Genomic DNA, 20,823 nt, shown 5'->3' with positions numbered 1-20,823 from the left:
ATGCCGTTCCCCGTGCAGGCGCCTCGTCCGACCCCGGCGGGCGCCGGCAGGTGGCGTTCGGGGCGCGGATCGCGGCATGGCAACGAGAACCCCGGTCGGGGGTGAACCGGCGGCGCGGCAGGGCGCGGCCCTGATCCCGCCGCGCCCGACGCGCGTCGTCGCAGCCGAGACGCCGCGGGCCGCCATGGCCTCGCCGGTGGTGGTGGGCGCCACCATCATCGCGGCGCTGTATTTCGGGCGCGATATCTTCATTCCGATCGCGATCGCGCTGCTCCTGTCCTTCGTGCTGACGCCGCTGGTGAACCGCCTGCGGCGGCTGCGGCTGCCACGACTTGTGGCGGTGGGCGTGAGCGTCCTGCTGACGCTCGGCATCGTGGCGTCCCTGGCCACCCTGATCGGCATCCAGGCGGCCGACCTCGCGGGCGACGTCCCGCGCTACCGGACCACGATCGAGCGCAAGATCGAGGGCCTGCGCGACTCCCCCGCCGGGCACGTCACCGCGTACGTGGCCAATATCGGCCGGGCGCTCCACAACGGTGGCAAGGAGGCGGGCAAGGAGGCGGGTAAGGAGGCGGGTAAGGAGGCGGCCGGCGCTGAGGGGCAGGCCGCCCCGCAGCAACCGGCACCGGAACAGGCAGCGCCATCGCAGAAGCCCATCGTGGTCGAGGTCGCCTCGACGCCGCCTGGTGCGCTGGAGATGCTCACCACCGTGCTGGCGCCGGTGATGCATCCGCTCGCCACCGTGGGCATCGTGTTCGTGGTGCTGCTGTTCGTGCTGATGCAGCGGGAGGATCTGCGCGACCGCATGATCCGGCTCGCGGGATCGAGCGACCTGCACCGCACCACCGTGGCGATGGACGATGCGGCGCGCCGGCTCAGTCGCTACTTCGTGGTGCAGCTCGCGCTCAATGCCGCCTTCGGCGTCGTGGTCGGCATCGGCCTCTACGTGATCGGCGTGCCGAACCCGGTGCTCTGGGCGATTTTCTCGGCCCTGATGCGCTTCGTGCCATATCTCGGCGCCGTCCTGTCGGCGATCCTGCCGATGGCGCTCGCCGCCGCGGTCGATCCCGGCTGGAACATGATGATCGCGGTGGCGATCCTGTTCGTCGTGCTGGAGCCCCTCACCGGCCAGGTGTTCGAGCCGATCTTCTACGGCCAGTCCACCGGGCTCTCGCCCTTCGCGGTACTGGTCTCGGCCCTGTTCTGGACCTGGCTGTGGGGCCCCGTGGGCCTGCTGCTCTCGACGCCGCTCACCGTCTGCCTCGTCGTGCTCGGCCGCTACGTGGAGCACCTCGAATTCCTCGACGTGCTGTTCGGAGACCGCCCGGCGCTGACGCCGGTGCAGAACTTCTACCAGCGGATCCTCGCGGGCGATTCCGAGGAGGTGCTGGGCCATGCCGAGCTGATCCTGCAGCAATGCGCGCTCTCGTCCTACTACGACGAGGTGGTGCTCAAGGCGCTCGAACTCGCCGCCCAAGACGCCGCGCGGGGCGTGCTCACCGCCCGGCAGAAGGCGGCGATGCGCACCGCGTTGGGCGAGCTGATCGCGGATCTCGCCGACCGCAGCGACACCATCACGGTGGCGGCGGGGCAGGGGGACGACGGTGAGGGCGCCTGCAGCCCGCTGCCGATGGGCCCGGCGCCCGACGGCCTAGCGGCGGCCTGGACCCGGCAGGGCGCGGTGCTCTGCGTCTCCGGCCGCGGCTTCCTCGACGAGGCCGCCGCCGCCATCCTGGCCCAGATCCTCGAGAAGCGCGGGATCGGAGCCCGCACGGTGCCCTTCGCCGAGGCGTCGGCGGCGCGGATCGGGCGGTTCGAGCCCGGCCCGGCCCAAATGACCTGCGTCATCTCCCTGGCGCTCGACGGCGAGCCGACCCATCTGCGCCGTCTGATTCGGCGCCTGAAGGCGCGGATGCCCGGCGTGCCGGTGCTGCTCGGCCTCTGGCTCGCCCAGGAGGACGACCGGGCCCCGTCCGGCGCGGAGCGGTCGGCCGGTGCCGACGCCCAGGCGAAGTCGCTGCGGGCCGTCGTGGAGGCCGTCCTGGCCGCCGCGCAGGCGCCGGCGACCGGGGCCTCCGGCGCGGTCAGCGCCCCGGAGGCCGATGACGCCGCTACGCGCGCGCCCGCAGCGGCCGGCGCATGAACCCGCCCGTGCGGCTCGGGGGACTTGACGGCCGGGGGCACGCACCGGTTTCGTCCTACGCCGGCCGGACGAACGGGCCGGCCGCAGAGGGACGGGGCATTGATCCGATGAGCGTTGTCGAACTCGGGCGTTTCCTGGACGATCTGGCGGACGCGTCCGGCAAGGCGATCCTGCCGTTCTTCCGCGCCCAGTTCGGGCTCGACGACAAGGCCCGCGGCGGTGCGCCGTTCGACCCCGTCACCGAGGCCGACCGGGCCGCCGAGGTGGTGCTGCGCAAAATGATCGGCCAGACCTTTCCGGGCCACGGCATCCTGGGCGAGGAGTTCGGTTCGGAGCGCACCGATGCCGAATGCGTCTGGGTGCTCGATCCGATCGACGGCACCCGGTCCTTCATCGCGGGCCTGCCGACCTGGGGGACCCTGATCGGGCTGACCCGCAACGGCGTGCCGGTGCGCGGGATGATGCACCAGCCCTACCTCGGCGAGCGCTTCACCGGCGACGGGAAGAGCGCCCGCCTGCGCGGCCCCGCGGGCGAGCGCACCCTGCTCACCCGCCGGTGCGCCGATCTCGGGCAGGCGATCCTGGCCACCACCGACCCGCGCCTGTTCAAGGCGGAGGAGGAGGCCGAGCGCTTCCGGACCCTGGAGGGACAGGTGCGGATGTCCCGCTATGGCGCCGATTGCTACGCCTATTGCATGCTGGCGGCGGGGCAGATCGATCTTGTGGTGGAGGCGGGTCTGAAGCCCTACGACATCGTGGCGCTGATCCCGATCATCGAGGGCGCCGGGGGCCGGGTCACCGCCTGGGACGGCGGCTCGGCGGCCGGCGGCGGGCGCGTCGTGGCGGCGGGCGACCCGCGGCTGCACGCGGCGGCGCTCAAGGTGTTGAACCCGTGAGGGTGGGGCGGCAAATCCGTTCGCGCGCCGGCAAGGCGGCGGAAGGATCGAACGCGCAGGCAGATGCCACGCGCTCTCCCTCCCCCCTCTGCGGGGGAGGGTGGCCCCTGCGTCAGCAGGGGTCGGGAGAGGGGAGCCCGGGTTCAGGAACGGGCACAGCCTTCACACAGGGCAGAGCATTATTCTGCGCCGTCGCCCCCCCCTTGCGGGACTTCGTCCCGACCCGACCCGCTTCGCGGGCCACCCTCCCCCGCAGAGGGGGGAGGGAGAGCGGCGCGCTCGCAGACGACCTTCGAGGCCGATCCGCGTGCTGTTGAACACGCTCGTCCTGCTGACCAGCCTGATGCCTCTCACCACAGAGCGCGTGGAGGCCCTCCTGCGCGCGCCCCCGGCTGCACCGGCAACCACCACCCCCGCCGACCCGCCCCCCCGCTTCGACCCCGCAACCCGCTCCGTCTCCAACTGGCACGCCCAGACCGGCGCGCAGCTCACGCCCCGCGCCCTCGCCCTCACGGCCTCGCTGGCGCAGGATCCGCCCTACGTCGCCCGCTGCGTGCGGCTGAACAACGGCTGGTGCATCAAGTCGGCCCGCTGGCCCGGCGAGATCGGGGCCGATGCGGAGGGCCACACCGCCTTCGCCACCCTGGATGACGGGGCGGATGCCGCGGCGAGCCTGCTGCGGCGCTACTACCGCGATTACAATCGGCACACGGCCCTCGCCATCGTGCGCCGCTGGGCGCCGGCCGAGTGCCGGGTGGTGTCCGCGCCGACGGGCCGGGGCGTGAAGGCGCCCCCGGTCTCGACCGCGCTGGCGCCGAAGGGTCTCGGCCGGACGCTGCGCGCCCGCTTCCTCGCCAAGCACCGCCCCGGCGGGGCCCCCCGGGGCCGGTCCGCCCTGCGGGTGCAGCCCTGGTCACCCCTCGCGCGGATGGCCGGCCGGCCCGCCCGGCGCCCGGCCGTGCCGCACGTCGCAGCGCTTCGATCCGTGCCCGACATCGCATCCGACATCACCCCCGCGGCGCGCCCGGCCCGGAGCCTCGCCGATCCGTCGGCGCTCCTCGACCGGACGACGGCCGGCCGGGTGCCGAGCGCCGACCGGATGGTCGCCGAATCCGCGCTCCTGCCCGCCATCGCGGCCGGCCTGCCGGTCCTCGACCTGCGCCTGCCGGCCCCGCTCTGCACCGGCGACGAGACCCGGATCCAGGCCTATGCCGCCCGGATCAGCGGCAGCGTCGGCCTGAAGCCCGGCGACGACCTCGAGCTGTTCGGGCCGGACGGCGCGCCGCGCGCCAACCTCGCGCCGGTGATGCTGGCGATGTCGGCGGTGGAACTCGGCACGCTGCGGGCCGGCCCCGACCTCGTCGCCGGGGCGATCGCCCGTCTGCGCCCGCTCACGCCGGCCGCCGGCGGCACGCCGCCGTAACGGCAAGCCTTGCGGTTCGACCCAAGGCGCGCCACCTCTGCCGCGCCACCTCTACCCCGCCTGTCCCCCTCACGACGAGCCCGCCCGTGCCCCTGACCGACCTTGCCGCACGCGCCGGCTCGGCCGTCAAAGCCTTCGCCGAAGCCTCGCACGACCTGCTGATCCAGCCGACGCTCCGGCTCGGGGTCACCGGGCTCGCGCGCTCGGGCAAGACCGTGTTCACGACGGCGCTGATCCACCACCTCGTGGAGACCCACGCCCTGCCGGCCTTCGCGCCCGCGCAGGAGGGCCGCCTGCGCCGCGCCAAGCTGGTGCCGCAGCCGGACGACGATGTGCCGCGCTTCCCCTTCGAGGAGCATTTCGGGACGCTGACCGAGGCAAGGCGCTGGCCGCGCTCCACGGACCGGATCAGCCAGTTCCGCCTGGAGATCGCCTACGAGCGCGCCGCCGGCTGGCGCACCGGCCCGGCGACTCTGATGCTCGACGTGGTCGATTACCCCGGCGAATGGCTCCTCGACCTCGCGTTGATCGAGATGAGCTACACGGCGTGGTCGCGGGCCACGATCAACGGCACCCGCCGGCCCGGCCGCGCCGCGGTGGCGGCCCCCTGGCTCGAGGCGCTGAAGGGGTTCGACCCGAACGGCCCCCTCGACGAGATCGCGGCCGAGCGGGCGAGCAACGCGTTCAAGGCCTATCTCGCGGGCCTGCGGGCCGGGCCGGAATCGGTGGCGACCACGCCGCCGGGGCGGTTTCTGATGCCCGGCGACCTCGCGGGTTCGCCGGCCCTGACCTTCGCGCCCCTCGACCGGCTCCCCGAGAGCATCGCCTCCGACAGCCTCGCCGGGCTGATGGAGCGGCGGTTCGAGGCCTACAAGAGCAAGGTCGTGACGCCGTTCTTCCGCGACCATTTCCAGCGGGTCGACCGGCAGATCGTGCTGGTCGACGTGCTCTCGGCGGTCGATGCCGGCCCGACCGCGCTGGCCGAGCTGGAGGAGGCGCTGGACGCGGTGCTCCTGAGCCTCAACATCGGCCGCAACACGGTGCTGTCGCGCCTGTTCGCCCCCCGGGCCGACCGGGTGCTGTTCGCCGCCACCAAGGCCGACCACCTCCACCAGACGAGCCACGACCGGCTCGACGCCCTGCTGCGGCTCCTCGTGTCGCGCGCCATGCGGCGGACCGAGGCCGCGGGCGCCCGGGTCGGCACGGTGGCGCTGGCCTCCGTGCGGGCCACCCGGGAGACCACCGTCCACGACGGCTCGGAGACCCTGCGGGCGGTCGCCGGCACGCCGGAGGCCGGCGAGGTGGTGGGCGACGAGGTGTTCGACGGCGACAGCGAGGCCGCGGTCTTCCCGGGTGAATTGCCCGCCCGGGCCGAGGCGGTGCTGGAGGGGGCGGTGGCGCCGGGCTCGCTCCGCTTCCCGCGCTTCCGCCCGCCGCTGGTCCGCTCCGACGGCCTCGGCCGCCCCGGGCACCTACCGCAGATCCGGCTGGACCGGGCGATGCAGTTCCTGATCGGCGACAAGCTGGCGTGACGATGTCTGTGAGTCTGCGGAGCCCCCACCCATGACCTCGGGCCAGAAACCCCGCGCCTTCCGGATCACCCCGGAGCCGCCATCGGACGCGCGCGTGACCACCACGCCGCTTTCCCCCGGGCCGCAGACCCGGATCGTCGAGGAACCCTTCGAGATCGTCGATGCGGCCGACGGCGTCGCCGTGCCGGTGGCGCCCAAGCGCCGCTCGCCCTGGGGGGCGCTGTTCCTGTCGGCGGTGGGCGGCCTGGTCTCGCTCGGGATCGGGCTCTCGGTCGAGCGGATGATCACCGACCTGTTCCAGGCCGCGCCCTGGCTCGGCTGGGTGGCGCTCGCGCTGCTGGGCCTCGCCGCCCTGGCGCTGCTGGCGATCGTCGTGCGGGAGCTTGCCGGCCTACGGCGCGAGCGCAAGATCGAGCGCCTGCGCCAATCCGCGGTCGATGCCCTGAGCACCCGCGACCACACCGGAGCGCAGGCGGTGGTCCAGGCGCTCTCGGCCTTCTACGCCGATCGCGACAGCCTGTCGGCGGGCCGCGCCCGGATCGATGCCGCCGCCGACGCGATCCTCGACGTGGACGACCGGATCGGGCTCGCCGAGCACGAATTGCTGTCGGGCCTCGACCGGCAGGCCCGCAACGCCATCGCGGCCTCGGCCAAGCAGGTCTCGGCGGTGACGGCCCTGAGCCCGCGGGCGATCGTGGACGTGGCTTTCGTGGTCTTCGCCGCCGTGCGGCTGCTCCGCCGGATCGCGGCGATCTATGGCGGGCGGCCCGGCTTCCTCGGCTTTCTGCGGCTGGCGCGGGCGGCGGTCGCGCATCTCACGGTCACCGGTGGGATGGCGGTCGGCGAGAGCGTGATGCAGCAGGTGCTGGGCCTCGGGATCGCGGCCCGGATCTCCGCCAAGCTGGGGGAGGGCGTCCTCAACGGGCTGATGACCGCCCGGTTCGGGCTCGCGGCCCTCAACGTCTGCCGGCCGCTCCCCTTCGTGCGGGAAGCGCCGCCGCGGCTCGCCGACGTCGCCGGGGAGCTGCTGCGCGCGGCCGAGACCGAATCGAAATAGAGGCTACTTGGCGCCCGCGGCGCGGCGGTTGGCGATGCGGGAGAACATGTTGCCGGTATAGTCGGCGACCTTGGGCTTCTCAACCTCGCCGACCTTCGCCTCGAACGCCTCGATGCGCTTGAGCAGCGCCACGTCGTTGAACAGCGAGCTGTTGAAGTTTGCCTGGGCACGCGGCCCGAGGGCGGCCTGGACCGCGTCGAGTCGTTCCAGAAGCTCTTTGCGCGTCACGATTCTCTCCCGGGGCGGCCTCGGGCCAAAGGACCGCCCGCGACACCACTGAACGGGGCGGTGGTAAACGGCGCGTTAACGCGGCCCGTGACGCCTCCCCCCGGGCTGCCTAAAGGCCCTTCAAAAACCCCGCGAGCCGCATCAGCCCCTCGGGCCACGGCCCGTGCCCGCTCGCCACGTTGATGTGGCCCGACTCGCCCGCATCCACCGTCAGCGAGCCCCAGGCATGGGCGAAGTCGTCGGCCCGGTCGTAGGCACAATAAGGATCGGTCCGGCTGGCGACGAGCAGAGACGGGAAGGGCAGGGGGTCCCGCGGCACCGGCGCGAAGGCGCGCGCCGCCGCGGGCACGTCGGAATTTTCCTCCACGTCGGGCAGGGAGACCAGCAGCGCACCGCGCACCACGCCCGCGGGGAAGAGCGGCACCGCCTCGACGCTCGCCACCACCCCGAGGCTGTGGGCGATCAGGATCACCGGCCGGGTCGCGGCCGCCACCGCCTCGGCGATCCGCCCGCACCACGCCTCGGGCGTCGGCGCGTGCCAATCGTCCTGCGCGACCACGCGCGCCGTGGCGAGCCGACCCGCCCAGCGGGCCTGCCAATGGTCCTCCTCCGAGCCCCCGAGGCCCGGGACGATGAGGATGTCGCAATCGGCGGTCTTCATGCCGGATTGCCTAATGCGGTCCGCACGAGGCGTCGAGACCGGGCCTCATTCGGCGGCGATCGGGGCGGCCCGTTCCAGCTCGGTGATGTGGGCGGCGATCTGCATCGAAGCGCGGTTCTTCGCCTTGGCCTCGATCTCGAAATCCGCCCAGACCAGGTGGCGGGCCACGAGGTCGTTCACCGCCCGGTTCCACATCAGATCGGAATGGGCGGCGAGGTCACGGACCGCGTGGCCGGCCTCGCGCAGGGCCGGGAAGTCGGGCAGGACCTCCGGATCGGAATCCGGGATCACGGCCTCCCGCGACACGCTGATATGGGCGATCGGCCGGACCCCGCGCCAGGAATCCTTCACCAGGGCGATGCGGGGCTCGTCGGGTTCGAGATATTCGCCGCCGCTCTGGACCCAGTGGTGGTGCAGATCGAGCACGATCGGCACGATGTCGGCGAGTTGCAGCACGGCATCGAGGCCGAAGACGTTCTCGTCGTTCTCCACCGTGATGAGATCGCGCGCCACTTGGCTCGCCTTGGGCAGGGTCTCGCGGAAGCCCTCGACGCCGGGATCGCCCGCGCCGACATGGATGTTGATGTGGGCACCGTGCGGATGCCAGCCGCCGCCGTAGCCCATGCGGTCGAAGATTTCGGCGTGATAGTCGAGTTCCGACAAGCCGTTGGCGATGGCCGCCGGGTTCCGGCTCGCCAGCAGGCAGAACGGGCCGGGGTGGAAGCTCAGCCGAACCCCGAGACGACGCGCCAAAGCGCCGGCCTCCGCGAGGCCGCGCTCGACCAGGGCCGCTATCTCGGGCTCGGCGTAGATCGGCTGCGCGATCGGGTGGGTGTAGCCCGGCAGGACGTTGCTCGCCATGCGCAGCAGCCGCTCCAGGGGCGGGCGGGCGCCGACCCAGGCGATCTGCCGGGCCAGCGCGTCGAGATTGTGCGCCACGAGGCCGGAGAGCTTCGCCCGCCGGGCCTCAGGATCCAGCTTGGCGAGATACGCCATCGTCACGCTGGTCAGGTTCATGTGGAGCGTCGCCTCCCGCTCCGCCTTCAGCGTGGCATGCGTGCCGGGGGGCTCGTCCAGGATAAACTTGCAACAGAAACCGAGGCGGGGCTGATCGACCATAAGACGCACAACGCGCGGAAAGCGTTTGCGTCCCGGCCGAAGGGCGAAGATTGGCGGAACGGCAGCGTCCCGCCGACGTTTGGCCCGGTGAGCGCGGCAGTTCCGCGCGCACGGCCCGTCTAGACCCATGACCCCGCCGCCCTCGCGTTCGATCGGACAGTCTGAAACAGGCTCGATCCTGTGGATCCTGATGCTCGGGTCGGCGCTGGTCACCCTGGCTGCGGCCCGGCGGGGTGAGCCAGCACCTCAGGCGGCTGCCGAGCCGCTGGACGAACCCGCGTCCCCGGGCGCGGAACGCGCCGTCGAGAAGGCGCGAAAGGGCGTATCGCCCGGCGCGCGCTCGATCACCGGCCGCGCGGCGCAGCTCACCGTGGCGACCCAGCCCGAGCGCGGCCGTACCGCCGAGACGCCCGCCGAGATGACGCGGGCCGGCTGGAAGGACATCGTGGTCCGGGTCTACCTGGAATTCAACAAGGATCGGGTCCTGGCGGTCGCCGCGGGCGTGACCTTCTACACCCTGCTGTCGCTGTTCCCGGCGATCGCCGCGCTGGTGACCTGCTACGGCCTGTTCGCGGACGTGAACGTCATCAACGAGCATCTGGCGCAGTTGCACGCCATGCTGCCCTCGGGGGCGGTCGAGCTGATCGGCGATCAGGTCAAGCGCATCGCCGCCAAGGGCAGCGGCTCGCTCAGCATCACGTTCTTCTCCAGCCTTCTGCTGTCGATCTGGAGCGCCAATGCCGCCATGAAGGCGATGTTCGACGCCCTGAACGTGGTCTACGAGGAGGAGGAGAAGCGCAACTTCTTCTGGCTGAACCTCCGCTCGCTCACCTTCACGATCGGGGCCCTCCTGTTCATCATCATCGCGCTCAACGTGATCGTGGTGGTGCCGGTGATGCTGAACTTCTTCGGCCTCGGCTCGACCGCGTGGCTGCTCGCGGCCCTGCGGTGGCCGGCGATCCTGATCGTGCTGCTCGGCGGCCTCTCGGTGCTCTACCGGTTCGGCCCGAGCCGGGAGCATGCCCGCTGGCGCTGGGTCGGGGTCGGCAGCGTCGTGGCGGGCCTGCTCTGGCTCATCGCCTCGCTGCTGTTCTCCTGGTACGTCGCCAATTTCGGCACCTACAACGAGACCTACGGCTCGCTCGGCGCCGTCATCGGCTTCATGACCTGGATCTGGATCTCCTCCACGATCGTGCTGCTCGGCGGCGAGATCAACGCCGAGCTGGAGCATCAGACCGGGCGCGACACCACCACGGGGGCACCCCTGCCGATCGGGCATCGGCGAGCCCGGATGGCCGACACCGTGGGTGCGGCAGCCTGACTGTCAGGGGCAGCACTGCCGAATACCCCGGCGCGCGCCTATATGGTGCTGCGACAAGGGAGATCATTATGGCGGATACGCCGACCACCAGCCCCGACGCCCGCAGCGACGCCGAGTGGCGCGAGACCCTCACCCCGGAGCAGTACCGGGTCCTGCGCGAGCACGGCACCGAGCGGGCCGGCACGAGCTGCCTGCTCGCCGAGAAGCGTCCCGGCACCTTCACCTGCGCGGGCTGCGGACAGCCGCTGTTCGAGCAGGGCACCAAGTTCGAGTCCGGCACCGGCTGGCCGAGCTTCTTCGAGCCGATCGAGGGCGCCGTGGCGACCACCGTGGACCGCAGCCACTGGATGGTCCGCACCGAGGTGCATTGCGCCCGCTGCCAGGGCCATCTCGGCCACGTCTTCGACGACGGCCCCGCCCCAACCGGCCTGCGCTACTGCATGAACGGCGCGGCGATGAATTTCGAGCCGGCGGACTGAGGTTACGGGGTTCCTTTAACCTGGGTTGCGAAAGCTGGGCGCAAAGTCGGGATAGCGGGGACAGGACGGGCGGCGACCGAGTTCTAGCCCCGGTTCGGTCTTGATTTCGGCACGTTTTTGCTTAGCGCTTTATTCTCTCATGTTGTCGCCGCCCGGAGTATGGCGACGGAAGCGGTCGGGTACGGGCCAATACGGCGTGCAGCGTAGCTTATACGCCGCACGCCGCCGTTCCACTTGCCTCCGCGTGTCCGGGCCGGCGACCCGAAGGGTGTCCGCCGGATCGGCGTGCCGCCGACCAAGCGGGAGGGGTATTGAGTTCATGAGCACCGTTCGCCGATTTCTTGTCGCCCCATCCCTGGTCCGTCTGATCCGCAAGGAGCGCGGCGGCGCCCGCATCACCGAGGGGCACTTCGCGCCGCAGGGCGGCCGGTCCTCCTTCGTGCGGGTCGACGGGCAGCAGTGCCAGCTGGTGCTGCTCAACAAGGGTCCCGACGGCGTCCCGGTCGAGGAGCGCACCGATGTGCCGCGTGCCCATGGCGACGCGCTGCTCGACGTCTGCCCCGGCAAGGCCGCCTACGACCGGACCACGATGACGATCAGCGGGCGCGAGATCGCCATTGACCGCTACGTCACCCCCGGCAGCCTGGATCTGATCAGCGTCGCCTTCGACAACGACGGCGAGGCGACGGGCTTCCAGGCGCCGAGCTGGTTCGGGCGGGAGGTCAGTGCCGAGCCGGCCTTCGAGCGGCAATCCCTGGCGATCCAGGGCGTCCCGGCCCAGGAGGAAGTGCCCCTGAACAACGCGGCGCTCGACGCCGTGCTCGACCTGATCGAACCCCGGTTCGGCTTCGGTCGCTACGGCAGCAGCCCCCGGTCCTCCGAGTCGGACGAGGGCGCGCTCGGCGCGATGCGCCGCATCGTGGCGCCGCCCCCGGCGCCGCAGGCGGCCCCCGTCCCGGCCGCCCCCGTCGCCGCTCCGCCGCCCGCGCCGGAGCCTGAGCCCGTCGAAGCTGCGCCGGTCGCGGCGGCGGCGCCCGAGCCGGCGCCCGAACCGGCTCCGGAGCCTCATGTCGAGCCGGAGGCCCCCTCGACCCCGCCGCCCGCGCTGGAACCCGTCCATTACGAAACCCCGGCGCCGCAGGCTACCGCCGCGGATTCCCTGCACGGCGACACGCGCATCGACGACGTGATCGAGAGCCTGTCGCAGGCGCTCGGCGCGGCGATCCATCAGCAGCCGGAGCACGGGGCCGAGGGCAAGGACGGGAAGGGCGAGGATCCGGGCTCGATGTTCGAGCGCTGGACCGTACGCCCCCGCCGCAGCCAGCAGCAGACCTGAGGGTCGCGCCGACCCCATCGGCGCGAGTCACGGGCCGCGGCGCATGGCGCACCGCGGCCCTTTTCGTGCGGACGGAGGTCTCGTTCAGGCTTCCTCACCGAGCGTCGTCAGTTGCGGATCACCACCGCCGCGCCACCGCGGCTGCGGGCGAGGCTGAACAGGGCGGCGGCGTGGCCCGGCGACAGGCGGATGCAGCCGTGGCTCGCCCGGCGCCCGAGGGACCCCGTGGCGTAGGTGCCGTGGATCGCGTAGCCGCCGCGGAAGAACATCGCATGCGGCATCGGCGAGCCGTGATACTTGTGCGAGCGCCACATCGGCGCCATCAGCCCGACCCGGAACCGGCCGTTCGGCGTGACGTAGCCGCGCCGGGCGGTGGAGACGGGCCAGTCATAGGCCGGAAAGCCGTCGACGAAGACGCGCATCCGCTGGCGCCCCTGATCGATCTGCGCGACGACCCCGGCGGCGGCCGGGGCCGACAGGCCGCAGCCCAGAAGACCGCCGAGCAACGCGGTCAGAGCCCAATGACGTGCAGCCACGCAAAACATCCGGAATGCCTCTGAAAACCGTTAGGCGGACGGCGAAATCCGGCGGCAGCCACAAAATAGCCGCGCTTCTTGGGATGAGCGCGATTATCGGACGCGAGAAGTACTTCGGTGCGGGAATCGACAGGTTTTTGTCACGGTTGGTTCCCGGGAGATTACCGACCTGCCGTTGAGGCGCCGGTCGATAGTCGCTAGCGTGCCGGCACATCGGGAGGGTGCGCGGCAGTCGCACGGGTAGGACATGGCACAGGCAATCCACGCGACAGGACCGGCCGCCGCGCCGCGCGAGCCCTGGTACAAGGTGCTCTACATCCAGGTGCTGATCGCCATCGCGCTCGGCGTCCTGCTGGGCTGGTACGATCCGGCCACCGGCAAGGCGATGAAGTGGCTCGGCGACGCCTTCATCGGCCTGATCAAGATGATGATCGCGCCGATCATCTTCTGCACCATCGTGCACGGCATCGCGTCGATCGGCGATCTGAAGAAGGTCGGCCGGGTCGGCCTCAAGGCGCTCGTCTACTTCGAGGTCGTCTCCACCGTGGCGCTGCTGATCGGCGTCCTGGTCGGCGAGGTGATCAAGCCCGGCGCCGGCTTCAACGCCGACCCGTCGAAGCTCGACGCCAGCAAGGTCGCGAGCTACGCCAACAAGGCGGCGGCCGATTCCACGGTCGCCCACATCCTGGCGATCATCCCCAAGAGCTTCCTCGATCCCTTCGCCACCGGCGACCTGCTGCAGGTGCTGCTGATCTCGATCCTCACCGGCGTGGTGGTGACCGGGCTCGGCGACCGGGCCGCGTCCGTGAACCACGCGATCGATACCGCCGGGCAGATCTTCTTCCGGATCATCGGCATCGTGGTGAAGCTCGCCCCGATCGGCGCCTTCGGCGCCATGGCGTTCACGATCGGCGAGTACGGCATCCAGAAGGTCTACGACCTCGCGTGGCTGGTCGGCACCTTCTACGTCACCGCCATCCTGTTCGTGGTGGTGGTGCTCGGGGCGATCGCCCGGGTGGCGGGCTTCTCGATCCTGCGCTTCCTCGCCTACATCAAGGACGAGTTGCTGATCGTGGTCGGCACCTCCTCCTCCGAGACGGTGCTGCCGCAGCTGATGACCAAGATGCGCCGGCTCGGCGCCTCGGATTCGGTGGTCGGCCTCGTGGTGCCCACGGGCTACTCGTTCAACCTCGACGGCACCAACATCTACATGACGCTGGCCACGCTGTTCCTGGCACAGGCGGTGGGCGTGGACCTGACGGTGACCCAGTACGCGACCATCATCCTGGTGGCGATGCTGACCTCGAAGGGCGCCTCGGGCGTCACCGGCGCGGGCTTCATCACCCTGGCGGCGACCCTCTCGGCGATCCCCAACAGCCCGGTGCCGGTGGCCGCCATGACCCTCGTGCTCGGCATCGACAAGTTCATGTCCGAGTGCCGCGCGCTCACCAACCTCGTGGGCAACGGCGTCGCCTGCGTGGTGGTCAGCCGCTGGGAGGGCGAGCTCGATGTGGCCAAGCTCAACGAGGTGATGGCCCATCCGGTCTCGATCGGCACCCACATCACCGACGAGACGCCCCAGCCGATGGGGACGGACGGCAAGGTCGCCGCCGCCGAGTGATGGCGGCCCCCAAGGCCGGGGCGCGCCTCGGCATCGATCTCGGCGGCACCAAGATCGCCGGGATCGTCCTCGACCGGACCGGGGCGACGCTGGCCGAGGCCCGGATGGCGGCCCCGCGCGGCGACTATCGGGCCACGATCGACGCTGTGGCGTGCCTCGCCCTGGAGTTGGAAGCCGCCGCGGGCACGTCCTGCACCGTCGGCATCGGCATGCCGGGGAGCCTGTCCCCGGCCACCGGCCGCGTGCGCAACGCCAATTCCCACTGGCTCAACGGACATCCGTTCGGGGCGGACCTCGCCCGGCGGCTCGAGCGCCCGCTGCGGATCGAGAACGACGCCAATTGCCTCGCCGTCTCCGAGGCGATCGACGGTGCCGGCGCCGGCGCACGGGTCGTCTGGGCGGTGATCCTCGGCACCGGCGTCGGATCGGGCATCGCGATCGACGGGCGGGTGCTCACGGGCCGCAACGGCATCGCGGGCGAATGGGGCCACGGCCCGCTTCCCGGAGCCCGGGACGACGAGCGGCCCGGCGCCCCCTGCTATTGCGGCCGTCACGGCTGCGTCGAGACCTGGCTGTCCGGCCCCGGGCTCGCCGCCGACCACGCGCGGCGGCAGGACGGAGATATGTCCGCCGAGGCGATCGTGGCCGCCGCCCGCGCCGGCGACTCCGCGGCCCGGGCGACGCTCGCCATCCATCTCGACCGGCTCGGGCGCGCGGCCGCCCAGGTGGTCAATCTGCTCGATCCGGACGTGATCGTGATCGGCGGCGGCCTGTCGCGGATCCCGGAACTGATCGCCGGCCTGCCCGCCGCCATCGCCCCCCACGTCTTCTCCGATGCCTTCGACACCCCCGTGCACGCGAGCCTGCACGGCGACGCCTCGGGCGTGCGCGGGGCGGCGTGGCTGTGGGAAGCCGAGCCGGTCTGACGCCGCCTCGGCGGCGGAACCCCGTGCTCCGATCGTCTCGGCGCGGCCGCAGTTTGGTGTTGGGGCCGGCAGTCGGACATCCGCCCCGTCACAGCGCTTGATCGAAGTCGATCCTTAGCTTAGGTCAGATTAACGCTTATCCTTTGATCGATTCGGCATGCCTTTTGCGTGTTGTTGCGAGTATAATTACGTTCCCTGTCGAATAACATAATAAATATCTGGGAAGAAGTCCGAGACGGGTTTGGCCATAACCAAATTCAGGTCGGATATTCTGATGCGTGTGCTTCTAGTCTCCTCGGCGTTCAACAGCATGACGCAGAGGTTCTTCGTCGAGCTCTCCGACGCCGGCCACGAGGTGGCGGTCGAGATTTTCGGCGGCGACGAGGATCGGCTCGCCGACGCATTCGCGACGTTCCGGCCGGACCTGACGATCGCGCCGTTCCTCACCCGCGCGATCCCGGAAAAGCTCTGGCGCGCCTACCTCACGCTGATCGTGCATCCCGGAATCGAGGGCGACCGCGGCCCCTCGGCCCTCGACTGGGCCATCCAGGAGCGGTGGGACGTCTGGGGCGTCACCCTGCTGCAGGCCGAGGCCGAGATGGATGCCGGCCCGATCTGGGCGACGCGGGTCTTCCCGTTGCGGCAGGCGCCCAAGAGCAGCATCTACCGGCGCGAGGTGATCGACGGCGCGGTGTCCTGCCTGTGGGAGGCGCTGGCCAATCTCGAACGGCACGGCTACAGCCCCCGGCCGCTCGACTACCTGGCCCCGACCGCCCTCGGGCGCCTGCGCCCCTCGATGAAGCAGGCGGACCGCCGCATCGACTGGAGCCGGCACGAAACCGCCGACATCCTCGCCCGCATCCACGCGGCCGACGGGGTGCCGGGCGTCCTCGATGAGCTCTACGGCCGGCCGGTCTACCTGCACGCCGCCTGCGCCGAGCCGCGCCTGCGGGGCGAGCCGGGCGCGGTCATCGCCCGATCCGAGAGCGGCGCGATCTGCCGGGCGACGGTGGACGGCGCGGTCTGGATCGGCCGCCTCAAGCCGAAGCAGGAGGGCGGCATCAAGCTCGACGCCGTACAGGTGCTCGGCGACGCGCTCCCCGCAGACCTGCCGGTGATCGGCCCCGCGAAGGACCTCGCCTTTCCGAACCCAGTGGAGGAGGTGCGCACCGAGCACCAGGGCGACATTATTTACCTGCGCTTCGACTTCCACAACGGCGCGATGAGCACGGCCCAGTGCCGCCAGTTGCAGGCCGCCTTCGAGCAGGCGCGGGCCCGTGCACCCAAGGTCATCGTGCTGGCCGGCGGTGACGATCTCTGGTCGAACGGCATCCACCTCAACGCAATCGAGGCGAGCGCGGATGCCGCCGCGGAATCCTGGGCCAACATCGTGGCCATGGACGACCTGATCCGCGCGATCATCCTGGCGACCGACACCGTCGTGGTGGCGGCTCTCGGCCGCAATGTCGGCGCCGGCGGGGCGATCCTGCCGCTGGCCGCGGATTTGGTGCTGGTCCGCGAGGGCACGGTGCTCAACCCGCATTACCGCAACATGGGCTGGCTCTACGGCTCGGAATACTGGACCTACCTGCTGCCCCGCCGGGTCGGCTGGGAGCGCGCCGTCGCGCTGACGGAAGGCTGCCTGCCGATCAGCGCCCGCCGGGCCGCGGAGATCGGCCTCGCCGATCGGGCGATCGCCGCCGAAGGGTTCGATCTGGCCGTGCAGGCCTGCGCCGTCGCGCAGGCGCGGGATCACGCCGCGATCACCGCCCGCAAACAGGCGGCGCGGGACGCGGACGAGGCGCAGCGCCCGCTGGCGCAGTACCGGCGCGCCGAGCTGACCCAGATGTACCGGAACTTCTTCCAGCCGGATTCCCCCTACCACCGGGCGCGCAACGCCTTCGTGTTCAAGCGCCCCGCCTGCTGGTCCCCGGCCTCCGTCCGCCTGCTCGCCAGCACGGCGGAGGCTGAGGGCGCCGCGCTGCCGCCGCTGTCGGAGGCCTGCCAGCCGCGTGCGGCGGTGGGCTTCTGACGCGTACGTCTGCGGCTGTCGCAGACGTGTAGGGCCGGCGGCCTTGCGGGCGCGGGTCGGGCGGGGCAGGAGGGCCGCGCCCCAGCCCCGATGCCCCCATGATCGTCCGCACCCGGCCCAACCTGCTGACCCTGCTGTTCACCCTGCGCGGCTCGATCCTGCCGCGGGTGGCCCTGAAGCTTGTCGGCATCGTCGCGGTGTCCTGCGCCATGGTGTGGGCGGAGGCGCGCTGGCCGGCCTTCTTCCCCGTCAGCGCGGGGGTGACGCCGTTCACGGTGGTGGGCCTCGCGCTCTCGATCTTCCTGAGCTTCCGCAACAACGCCTGCTACGAGCGCTGGTGGGAGGCCCGGAAGCACTGGGGCAGCCTGATCGGCGAGGTGCGCAACCTCGCCCGCGCCCTGCCGGCCTTGCTGCCGGACGCGGACGCGGCACCCCAGCTCCGGCGCCTGTCGGCCTTCGCGCACGGGTTGCGGGCGCGCCTGCGTGCCCTCGACGAGGCCGCGGCCGTGCACGGGAGGGCCCCCGGCTCGGACCTGTCCGGCCCCAACGCCACCGACGCGATCCTGGCCGTCATGACCCGCGACCTGGCGGCGCTCATGCGGGCCGGACGGCTTACCGATATCCAGTTCGGCCTGCTGGAGGCGCGGATCGAGGCCCTGTCGGGGGTTCATACGGCCTGCGAGCGCCTCGCCAACACGCCGCTGCCCTTCGCCTACACGCTGCTCGTCTACCGGACCGCGTGGCTCTACTGCCTGCTCCTGCCGGTGGGGCTGGCCGGCTCCCTGGGCTGGGGCACGCCGATCGTGGTGGCGCTCGTGGGCTATACGTTCTTCGGCCTCGACGCCCTCGGCGACGAACTGGAGGAACCCTTCGGCACCGAGCCGAACGACCTGCCCCTCGACGCCATGGTCCGCACGGTCGACCGGATCGTCCACCACGCGCTCGGCGAGCCGATGCCGGAGGCTCTGCGCCCGGACGGCTACTGGCTGCGCTAGGGCAAGTCCGGGTTCCCAAAGGGCGAGCCCTTTGGCGGGGTTTCGGGGCAGGGCCCCGATATCGGGCTTTGCCCGAACCCACCCGGGCTCCGCCCGGGACCCGCAAAAGGCCCAGGCCTTTTGAAACCATGACGTTTCACGCTTGCGCCCGGCTCGAAACGCACATAAAGATATCTTTATGTCTATCGAAGCCACGCGAGAGACGGGATCGGTTCCCTTTCCGGAGGCGCTCGGCGTCCTGCGCGCGGCCGCCGAGGAGACGCGCCTGCGCATCCTGGCGTTGCTCGTCGAAGGGGAGCTGTCGGTCTCCGACCTCACCGACATCCTCGGCCAGTCGCAGCCACGGATCTCGCGCCATCTCAAGCTGCTGGTGGAGGCCGGGCTGGTCGAGCGCCACCGCGAGGGCGCCTGGGCGTTCTTCCGGCTGGCCGAGGCACGCGCCGGCCTCGCCGACCCGCTGCTCTCGGGTTTGGATCGCACGGCACCGCCCCTCTCGGAGGATCGCGCCCGGCTCGACGCCGTACGGGCGCAGCGGGCCGAGACGGCCCAGACCTTCTTCGCGCGGCTCGCGCCGAAGTGGGACGAGCTGCGCTCCCTGCACATCTGCGAGACGGTCGTCGAGGCGGCGGTGCTCGCTGCGCTGGGCGACCGCCCGATCGGCAGCCTGATCGATCTCGGTACGGGTACGGGCCGGATACTGGGCCTTCTGGCGCCCCTCTCCGGACGCGCCACGGGCCTTGATTCAAGCCACGCGATGCTGTCGGTCGCCCGGGCCAATCTCGAGCGGCAGGGCCTGTCGCGGGTCGATCTGCGGCAGGGCGACATCCATGCGCCGCCCTTCGCCCGGGCGAGCTTCGACCTCGTGGTGGTCCATCAGGTGCTGCACTATCTCGACGATCCGGCCCGGGCGCTGCGCGGTGCCGCGCGGCTGGTGGCGCCGGGCGGACGCCTTCTGGTGGTGGATTTCGCCCCGCACGAGCTGGAATTCCTGCGCACCGCCCAAGCCCACCGGCGGCTCGGCTTCTCGGCCGATCAGGTCTCCGGCTGGCTCGCCGAAGCCGGGCTTGCGACAATCGCCACCCGCGATCTGGCACCCCGCGAGTCGGGCCAGCTCACCGTCACCCTTTGGCTGGCTCAGGATGAGCTGGCCGACGCCACAACCGAACAGCCCCAGCGCGCCGTCGCCTGAGGCACAAACCCCATCGTCTGAACCGACCGACATAGAGGACGAGACCCGATGCGCCGCTCCACCCACCGCGCCAGCCGCGACGGCTACCACCCGATCCGCGTCTCGATCGAGTTCTTCCCGCCGAAGACCGACGAGATGGAGAAGATCCTCTGGGCCTCGATCGAGCGCCTCGCGCCCCTGCAGCCGAGCTTCGTCTCGGTGACCTACGGGGCCGGCGGCTCGACCCGCGAGCGCACCCACAACACGGTGGCCCGGATGGTCCGCGAGACCAGCCTGAAGCCCGCCGCGCACCTCACCTGCGTGGACGCCTCCCGCGAGGAGATCGACGCCGTGGTCCAGTCCTACTGGGATGCGGGCGTGCGCCACATCGTGGCTTTGCGCGGCGACCCGGCCGAGGGCGTCGGCCACGCCTACCGGCCGCACCCGGAGGGCTACGCCTCGACCGCCGAGCTGGTCGAGGGGATCAAGCGGATCGGCGACTTCAAGGTCTCGGTCTCGGCCTATCCCGAGAAGCACCCCGAGGCCTCCTCGCTCGACGCCGACATCGACGCCCTGAAGGCCAAGGTCGATGCCGGAGCCGATCAGGCGATCACCCAGTTCTTCTTCGAGAACGAGATCTACCTGCGCTACCTGGAGAAGGTCCGGGCGGCCGGGATCACGATCCCGATCATCCCGGGCATCCTGCCGGTGCAGAACTTCAAGCAGGCAGCGAACTTCGCCCGCCGGACGGGCGCCTCGGTGCCCTACTGGCTGGCGGCCCGGTTCGAGGGGCTCGACGACGACAAGGAGACCCGCCGCCTCGTCGCCGCCGCGGTGGCGGCCGAGCAGGTGCTCGACCTCGTGGACGAGGGGGTGAACGACTTCCACTTCTACTCGATGAACCGCTCGGATCTGGTCTACGCGATCTGCCACCTGCTGGGCCTGCGCGCTCAGGCGCCGAAGCTGGCGGCCGCGAAGGCGGCGGCTTAAATTCAGGCTGCGCCCGGTTCGGGCGCGGCAGGGGTTTTTCGCGATGGCCGAGCCGCAGGATCAGGTTCTTCCGCTCATTCGCGAGATGAGGACCGAAATGCAGACGAGCTTTGCTGATGTCCGCCGGCGTTTCGAAGCTGTCGATGCGCGCTTCGATCGGTTGGAGCGTCGGTTCGACGATCTGCAAGAAGCGGTGAACGGCGAATCGGTCCTTGGCCGCTACGCCGCAGCGAGGGTCGAAGAACGCCTCACCGCGATCGAGAAGCGGCTCACAGCACTGGAAAAGGCGGGCTGACCGCGACCGACCCGATACACCCGAACATCCCACCCTCCACCTCATCCTGAGGTGCCGCGCGAGCG

Annotated in this window: 19 protein-coding genes; 15 read left to right on the top strand and 4 right to left on the bottom strand. The window is 71.3% G+C overall.

The annotated features are described in order from the left end of the window. Positions 1–76 precede the first annotated feature (76 nt). From AAHG09_RS24515 to AAHG09_RS24495, 5 genes are all read left to right on the top strand, one after another. The gene (locus AAHG09_RS24515; RefSeq protein ID WP_342110128.1) at positions 77–2,143 is read left to right on the top strand and encodes an AI-2E family transporter; all 2,067 of its coding nucleotides are present in this window, start codon (positions 77–79) and stop codon (positions 2,141–2,143) included. 107 nt (positions 2,144–2,250) lie between these two features. Next, positions 2,251–3,039 carry a histidinol-phosphatase gene (gene hisN / locus AAHG09_RS24510; protein WP_342110127.1) on the top strand — a complete coding sequence of 263 codons (789 nt, stop codon included), beginning with the start codon at positions 2,251–2,253 and terminating at the stop codon, positions 3,037–3,039. Between the two features lie 307 nt (positions 3,040–3,346). Then, the gene (locus tag AAHG09_RS24505; protein ID WP_342110126.1) at positions 3,347–4,462 is read left to right on the top strand and encodes a hypothetical protein; all 1,116 of its coding nucleotides are present in this window, start codon (positions 3,347–3,349) and stop codon (positions 4,460–4,462) included. Between the two features lie 86 nt (positions 4,463–4,548). Next, positions 4,549–5,994, top strand: coding sequence for a YcjX family GTP-binding protein (locus tag AAHG09_RS24500; protein ID WP_342110125.1), 1,446 nt, complete (start codon positions 4,549–4,551; stop codon positions 5,992–5,994). 31 nt (positions 5,995–6,025) lie between these two features. Then, positions 6,026–7,051, top strand: a complete 1,026-nt coding sequence (locus tag AAHG09_RS24495) for a YcjF family protein (protein WP_342110124.1) — start codon at positions 6,026–6,028, stop codon at positions 7,049–7,051. A gap of 3 nt (positions 7,052–7,054) precedes the next feature. Here the strand turns inward: AAHG09_RS24495 and AAHG09_RS24490 are convergent, their stop codons facing one another. The 3 genes from AAHG09_RS24490 to AAHG09_RS24480 all read right to left on the bottom strand — a co-directional run bounded on the left by AAHG09_RS24490 (position 7,055) and on the right by AAHG09_RS24480 (position 9,059). After that, positions 7,055–7,279, bottom strand: coding sequence for a hypothetical protein (locus tag AAHG09_RS24490; protein WP_342110123.1), 225 nt, complete (start codon positions 7,277–7,279; stop codon positions 7,055–7,057). A gap of 109 nt (positions 7,280–7,388) precedes the next feature. Beyond that, on the bottom strand, positions 7,389–7,940 hold the full coding sequence (locus tag AAHG09_RS24485) for an RBBP9/YdeN family alpha/beta hydrolase (protein WP_342110122.1): 552 nt from the start codon (positions 7,938–7,940) through the stop codon (positions 7,389–7,391). Positions 7,941–7,985: 45 nt separating this feature from the next. Then, positions 7,986–9,059 carry a UV damage endonuclease UvsE gene (locus tag AAHG09_RS24480; RefSeq protein WP_342110121.1) on the bottom strand — a complete coding sequence of 358 codons (1,074 nt, stop codon included), beginning with the start codon at positions 9,057–9,059 and terminating at the stop codon, positions 7,986–7,988. A gap of 127 nt (positions 9,060–9,186) precedes the next feature. Here AAHG09_RS24480 and AAHG09_RS24475 point away from each other — a divergent pair, with 127 nt between their 5' ends. The 3 genes from AAHG09_RS24475 (at position 9,187) to AAHG09_RS24465 (ending at position 12,195) form a co-directional block, all read left to right on the top strand. Then, on the top strand, positions 9,187–10,380 hold the full coding sequence (locus AAHG09_RS24475; protein ID WP_412760086.1) for a YihY/virulence factor BrkB family protein: 1,194 nt from the start codon (positions 9,187–9,189) through the stop codon (positions 10,378–10,380). A 68-nt stretch (positions 10,381–10,448) separates the two neighbouring features. After that, complete coding sequence (gene msrB / locus AAHG09_RS24470; RefSeq protein WP_342110119.1) at positions 10,449–10,859, top strand: peptide-methionine (R)-S-oxide reductase MsrB; 411 nt, start codon at positions 10,449–10,451, stop codon at positions 10,857–10,859. Between the two features lie 319 nt (positions 10,860–11,178). Beyond that, on the top strand, positions 11,179–12,195 hold the full coding sequence (locus AAHG09_RS24465; RefSeq protein ID WP_342110118.1) for a CYTH domain-containing protein: 1,017 nt from the start codon (positions 11,179–11,181) through the stop codon (positions 12,193–12,195). A 107-nt stretch (positions 12,196–12,302) separates the two neighbouring features. On the opposite strand, the gene AAHG09_RS24460 is transcribed toward AAHG09_RS24465, so the two are convergent. Then, a complete protein-coding gene (locus AAHG09_RS24460) occupies positions 12,303–12,731 on the bottom strand; it encodes a L,D-transpeptidase (protein ID WP_342110117.1) in 429 nt (142 codons plus the stop codon). A 247-nt stretch (positions 12,732–12,978) separates the two neighbouring features. Between AAHG09_RS24460 and AAHG09_RS24455 the strand changes: the two genes are divergently transcribed. The 7 genes from AAHG09_RS24455 to AAHG09_RS24425 all read left to right on the top strand — a co-directional run bounded on the left by AAHG09_RS24455 (position 12,979) and on the right by AAHG09_RS24425 (position 20,758). Then, positions 12,979–14,352, top strand: a complete 1,374-nt coding sequence (locus AAHG09_RS24455) for a dicarboxylate/amino acid:cation symporter (RefSeq protein WP_342110116.1) — start codon at positions 12,979–12,981, stop codon at positions 14,350–14,352. After that, the gene (locus AAHG09_RS24450; RefSeq protein ID WP_342110115.1) at positions 14,352–15,278 is read left to right on the top strand and encodes an ROK family protein; all 927 of its coding nucleotides are present in this window, start codon (positions 14,352–14,354) and stop codon (positions 15,276–15,278) included. Before AAHG09_RS24455 ends, AAHG09_RS24450 begins: the two co-directional genes overlap by 1 nt. A gap of 274 nt (positions 15,279–15,552) precedes the next feature. Next, on the top strand, positions 15,553–17,310 hold the full coding sequence (locus AAHG09_RS24445) for a hydrogenase maturation protein (RefSeq protein WP_342110114.1): 1,758 nt from the start codon (positions 15,553–15,555) through the stop codon (positions 17,308–17,310). 98 nt (positions 17,311–17,408) lie between these two features. Next, a complete protein-coding gene (locus AAHG09_RS24440) occupies positions 17,409–18,305 on the top strand; it encodes a bestrophin family protein (RefSeq protein ID WP_342110113.1) in 897 nt (298 codons plus the stop codon). A 178-nt stretch (positions 18,306–18,483) separates the two neighbouring features. Beyond that, a complete protein-coding gene (locus AAHG09_RS24435; protein WP_342110112.1) occupies positions 18,484–19,494 on the top strand; it encodes an ArsR/SmtB family transcription factor in 1,011 nt (336 codons plus the stop codon). Between the two features lie 48 nt (positions 19,495–19,542). Continuing rightward, positions 19,543–20,463, top strand: coding sequence for a methylenetetrahydrofolate reductase [NAD(P)H] (metF, locus tag AAHG09_RS24430; RefSeq protein WP_342110111.1), 921 nt, complete (start codon positions 19,543–19,545; stop codon positions 20,461–20,463). A gap of 43 nt (positions 20,464–20,506) precedes the next feature. Beyond that, positions 20,507–20,758 (top strand): hypothetical protein, encoded by a 252-nt coding sequence (locus AAHG09_RS24425; RefSeq protein ID WP_342110110.1) that lies wholly within the window; start codon positions 20,507–20,509, stop codon positions 20,756–20,758. Positions 20,759–20,823: the final 65 nt, after the last annotated feature.

This window comes from Methylobacterium guangdongense, assembly GCF_038442355.1.
GTDB classification, from domain to species: Bacteria; Pseudomonadota; Alphaproteobacteria; order Rhizobiales; family Beijerinckiaceae; genus Methylobacterium; species Methylobacterium guangdongense.
Note: the sequence above shows the minus strand (reverse complement) of the source record. Positions and strands in the feature narration are given on the sequence as shown.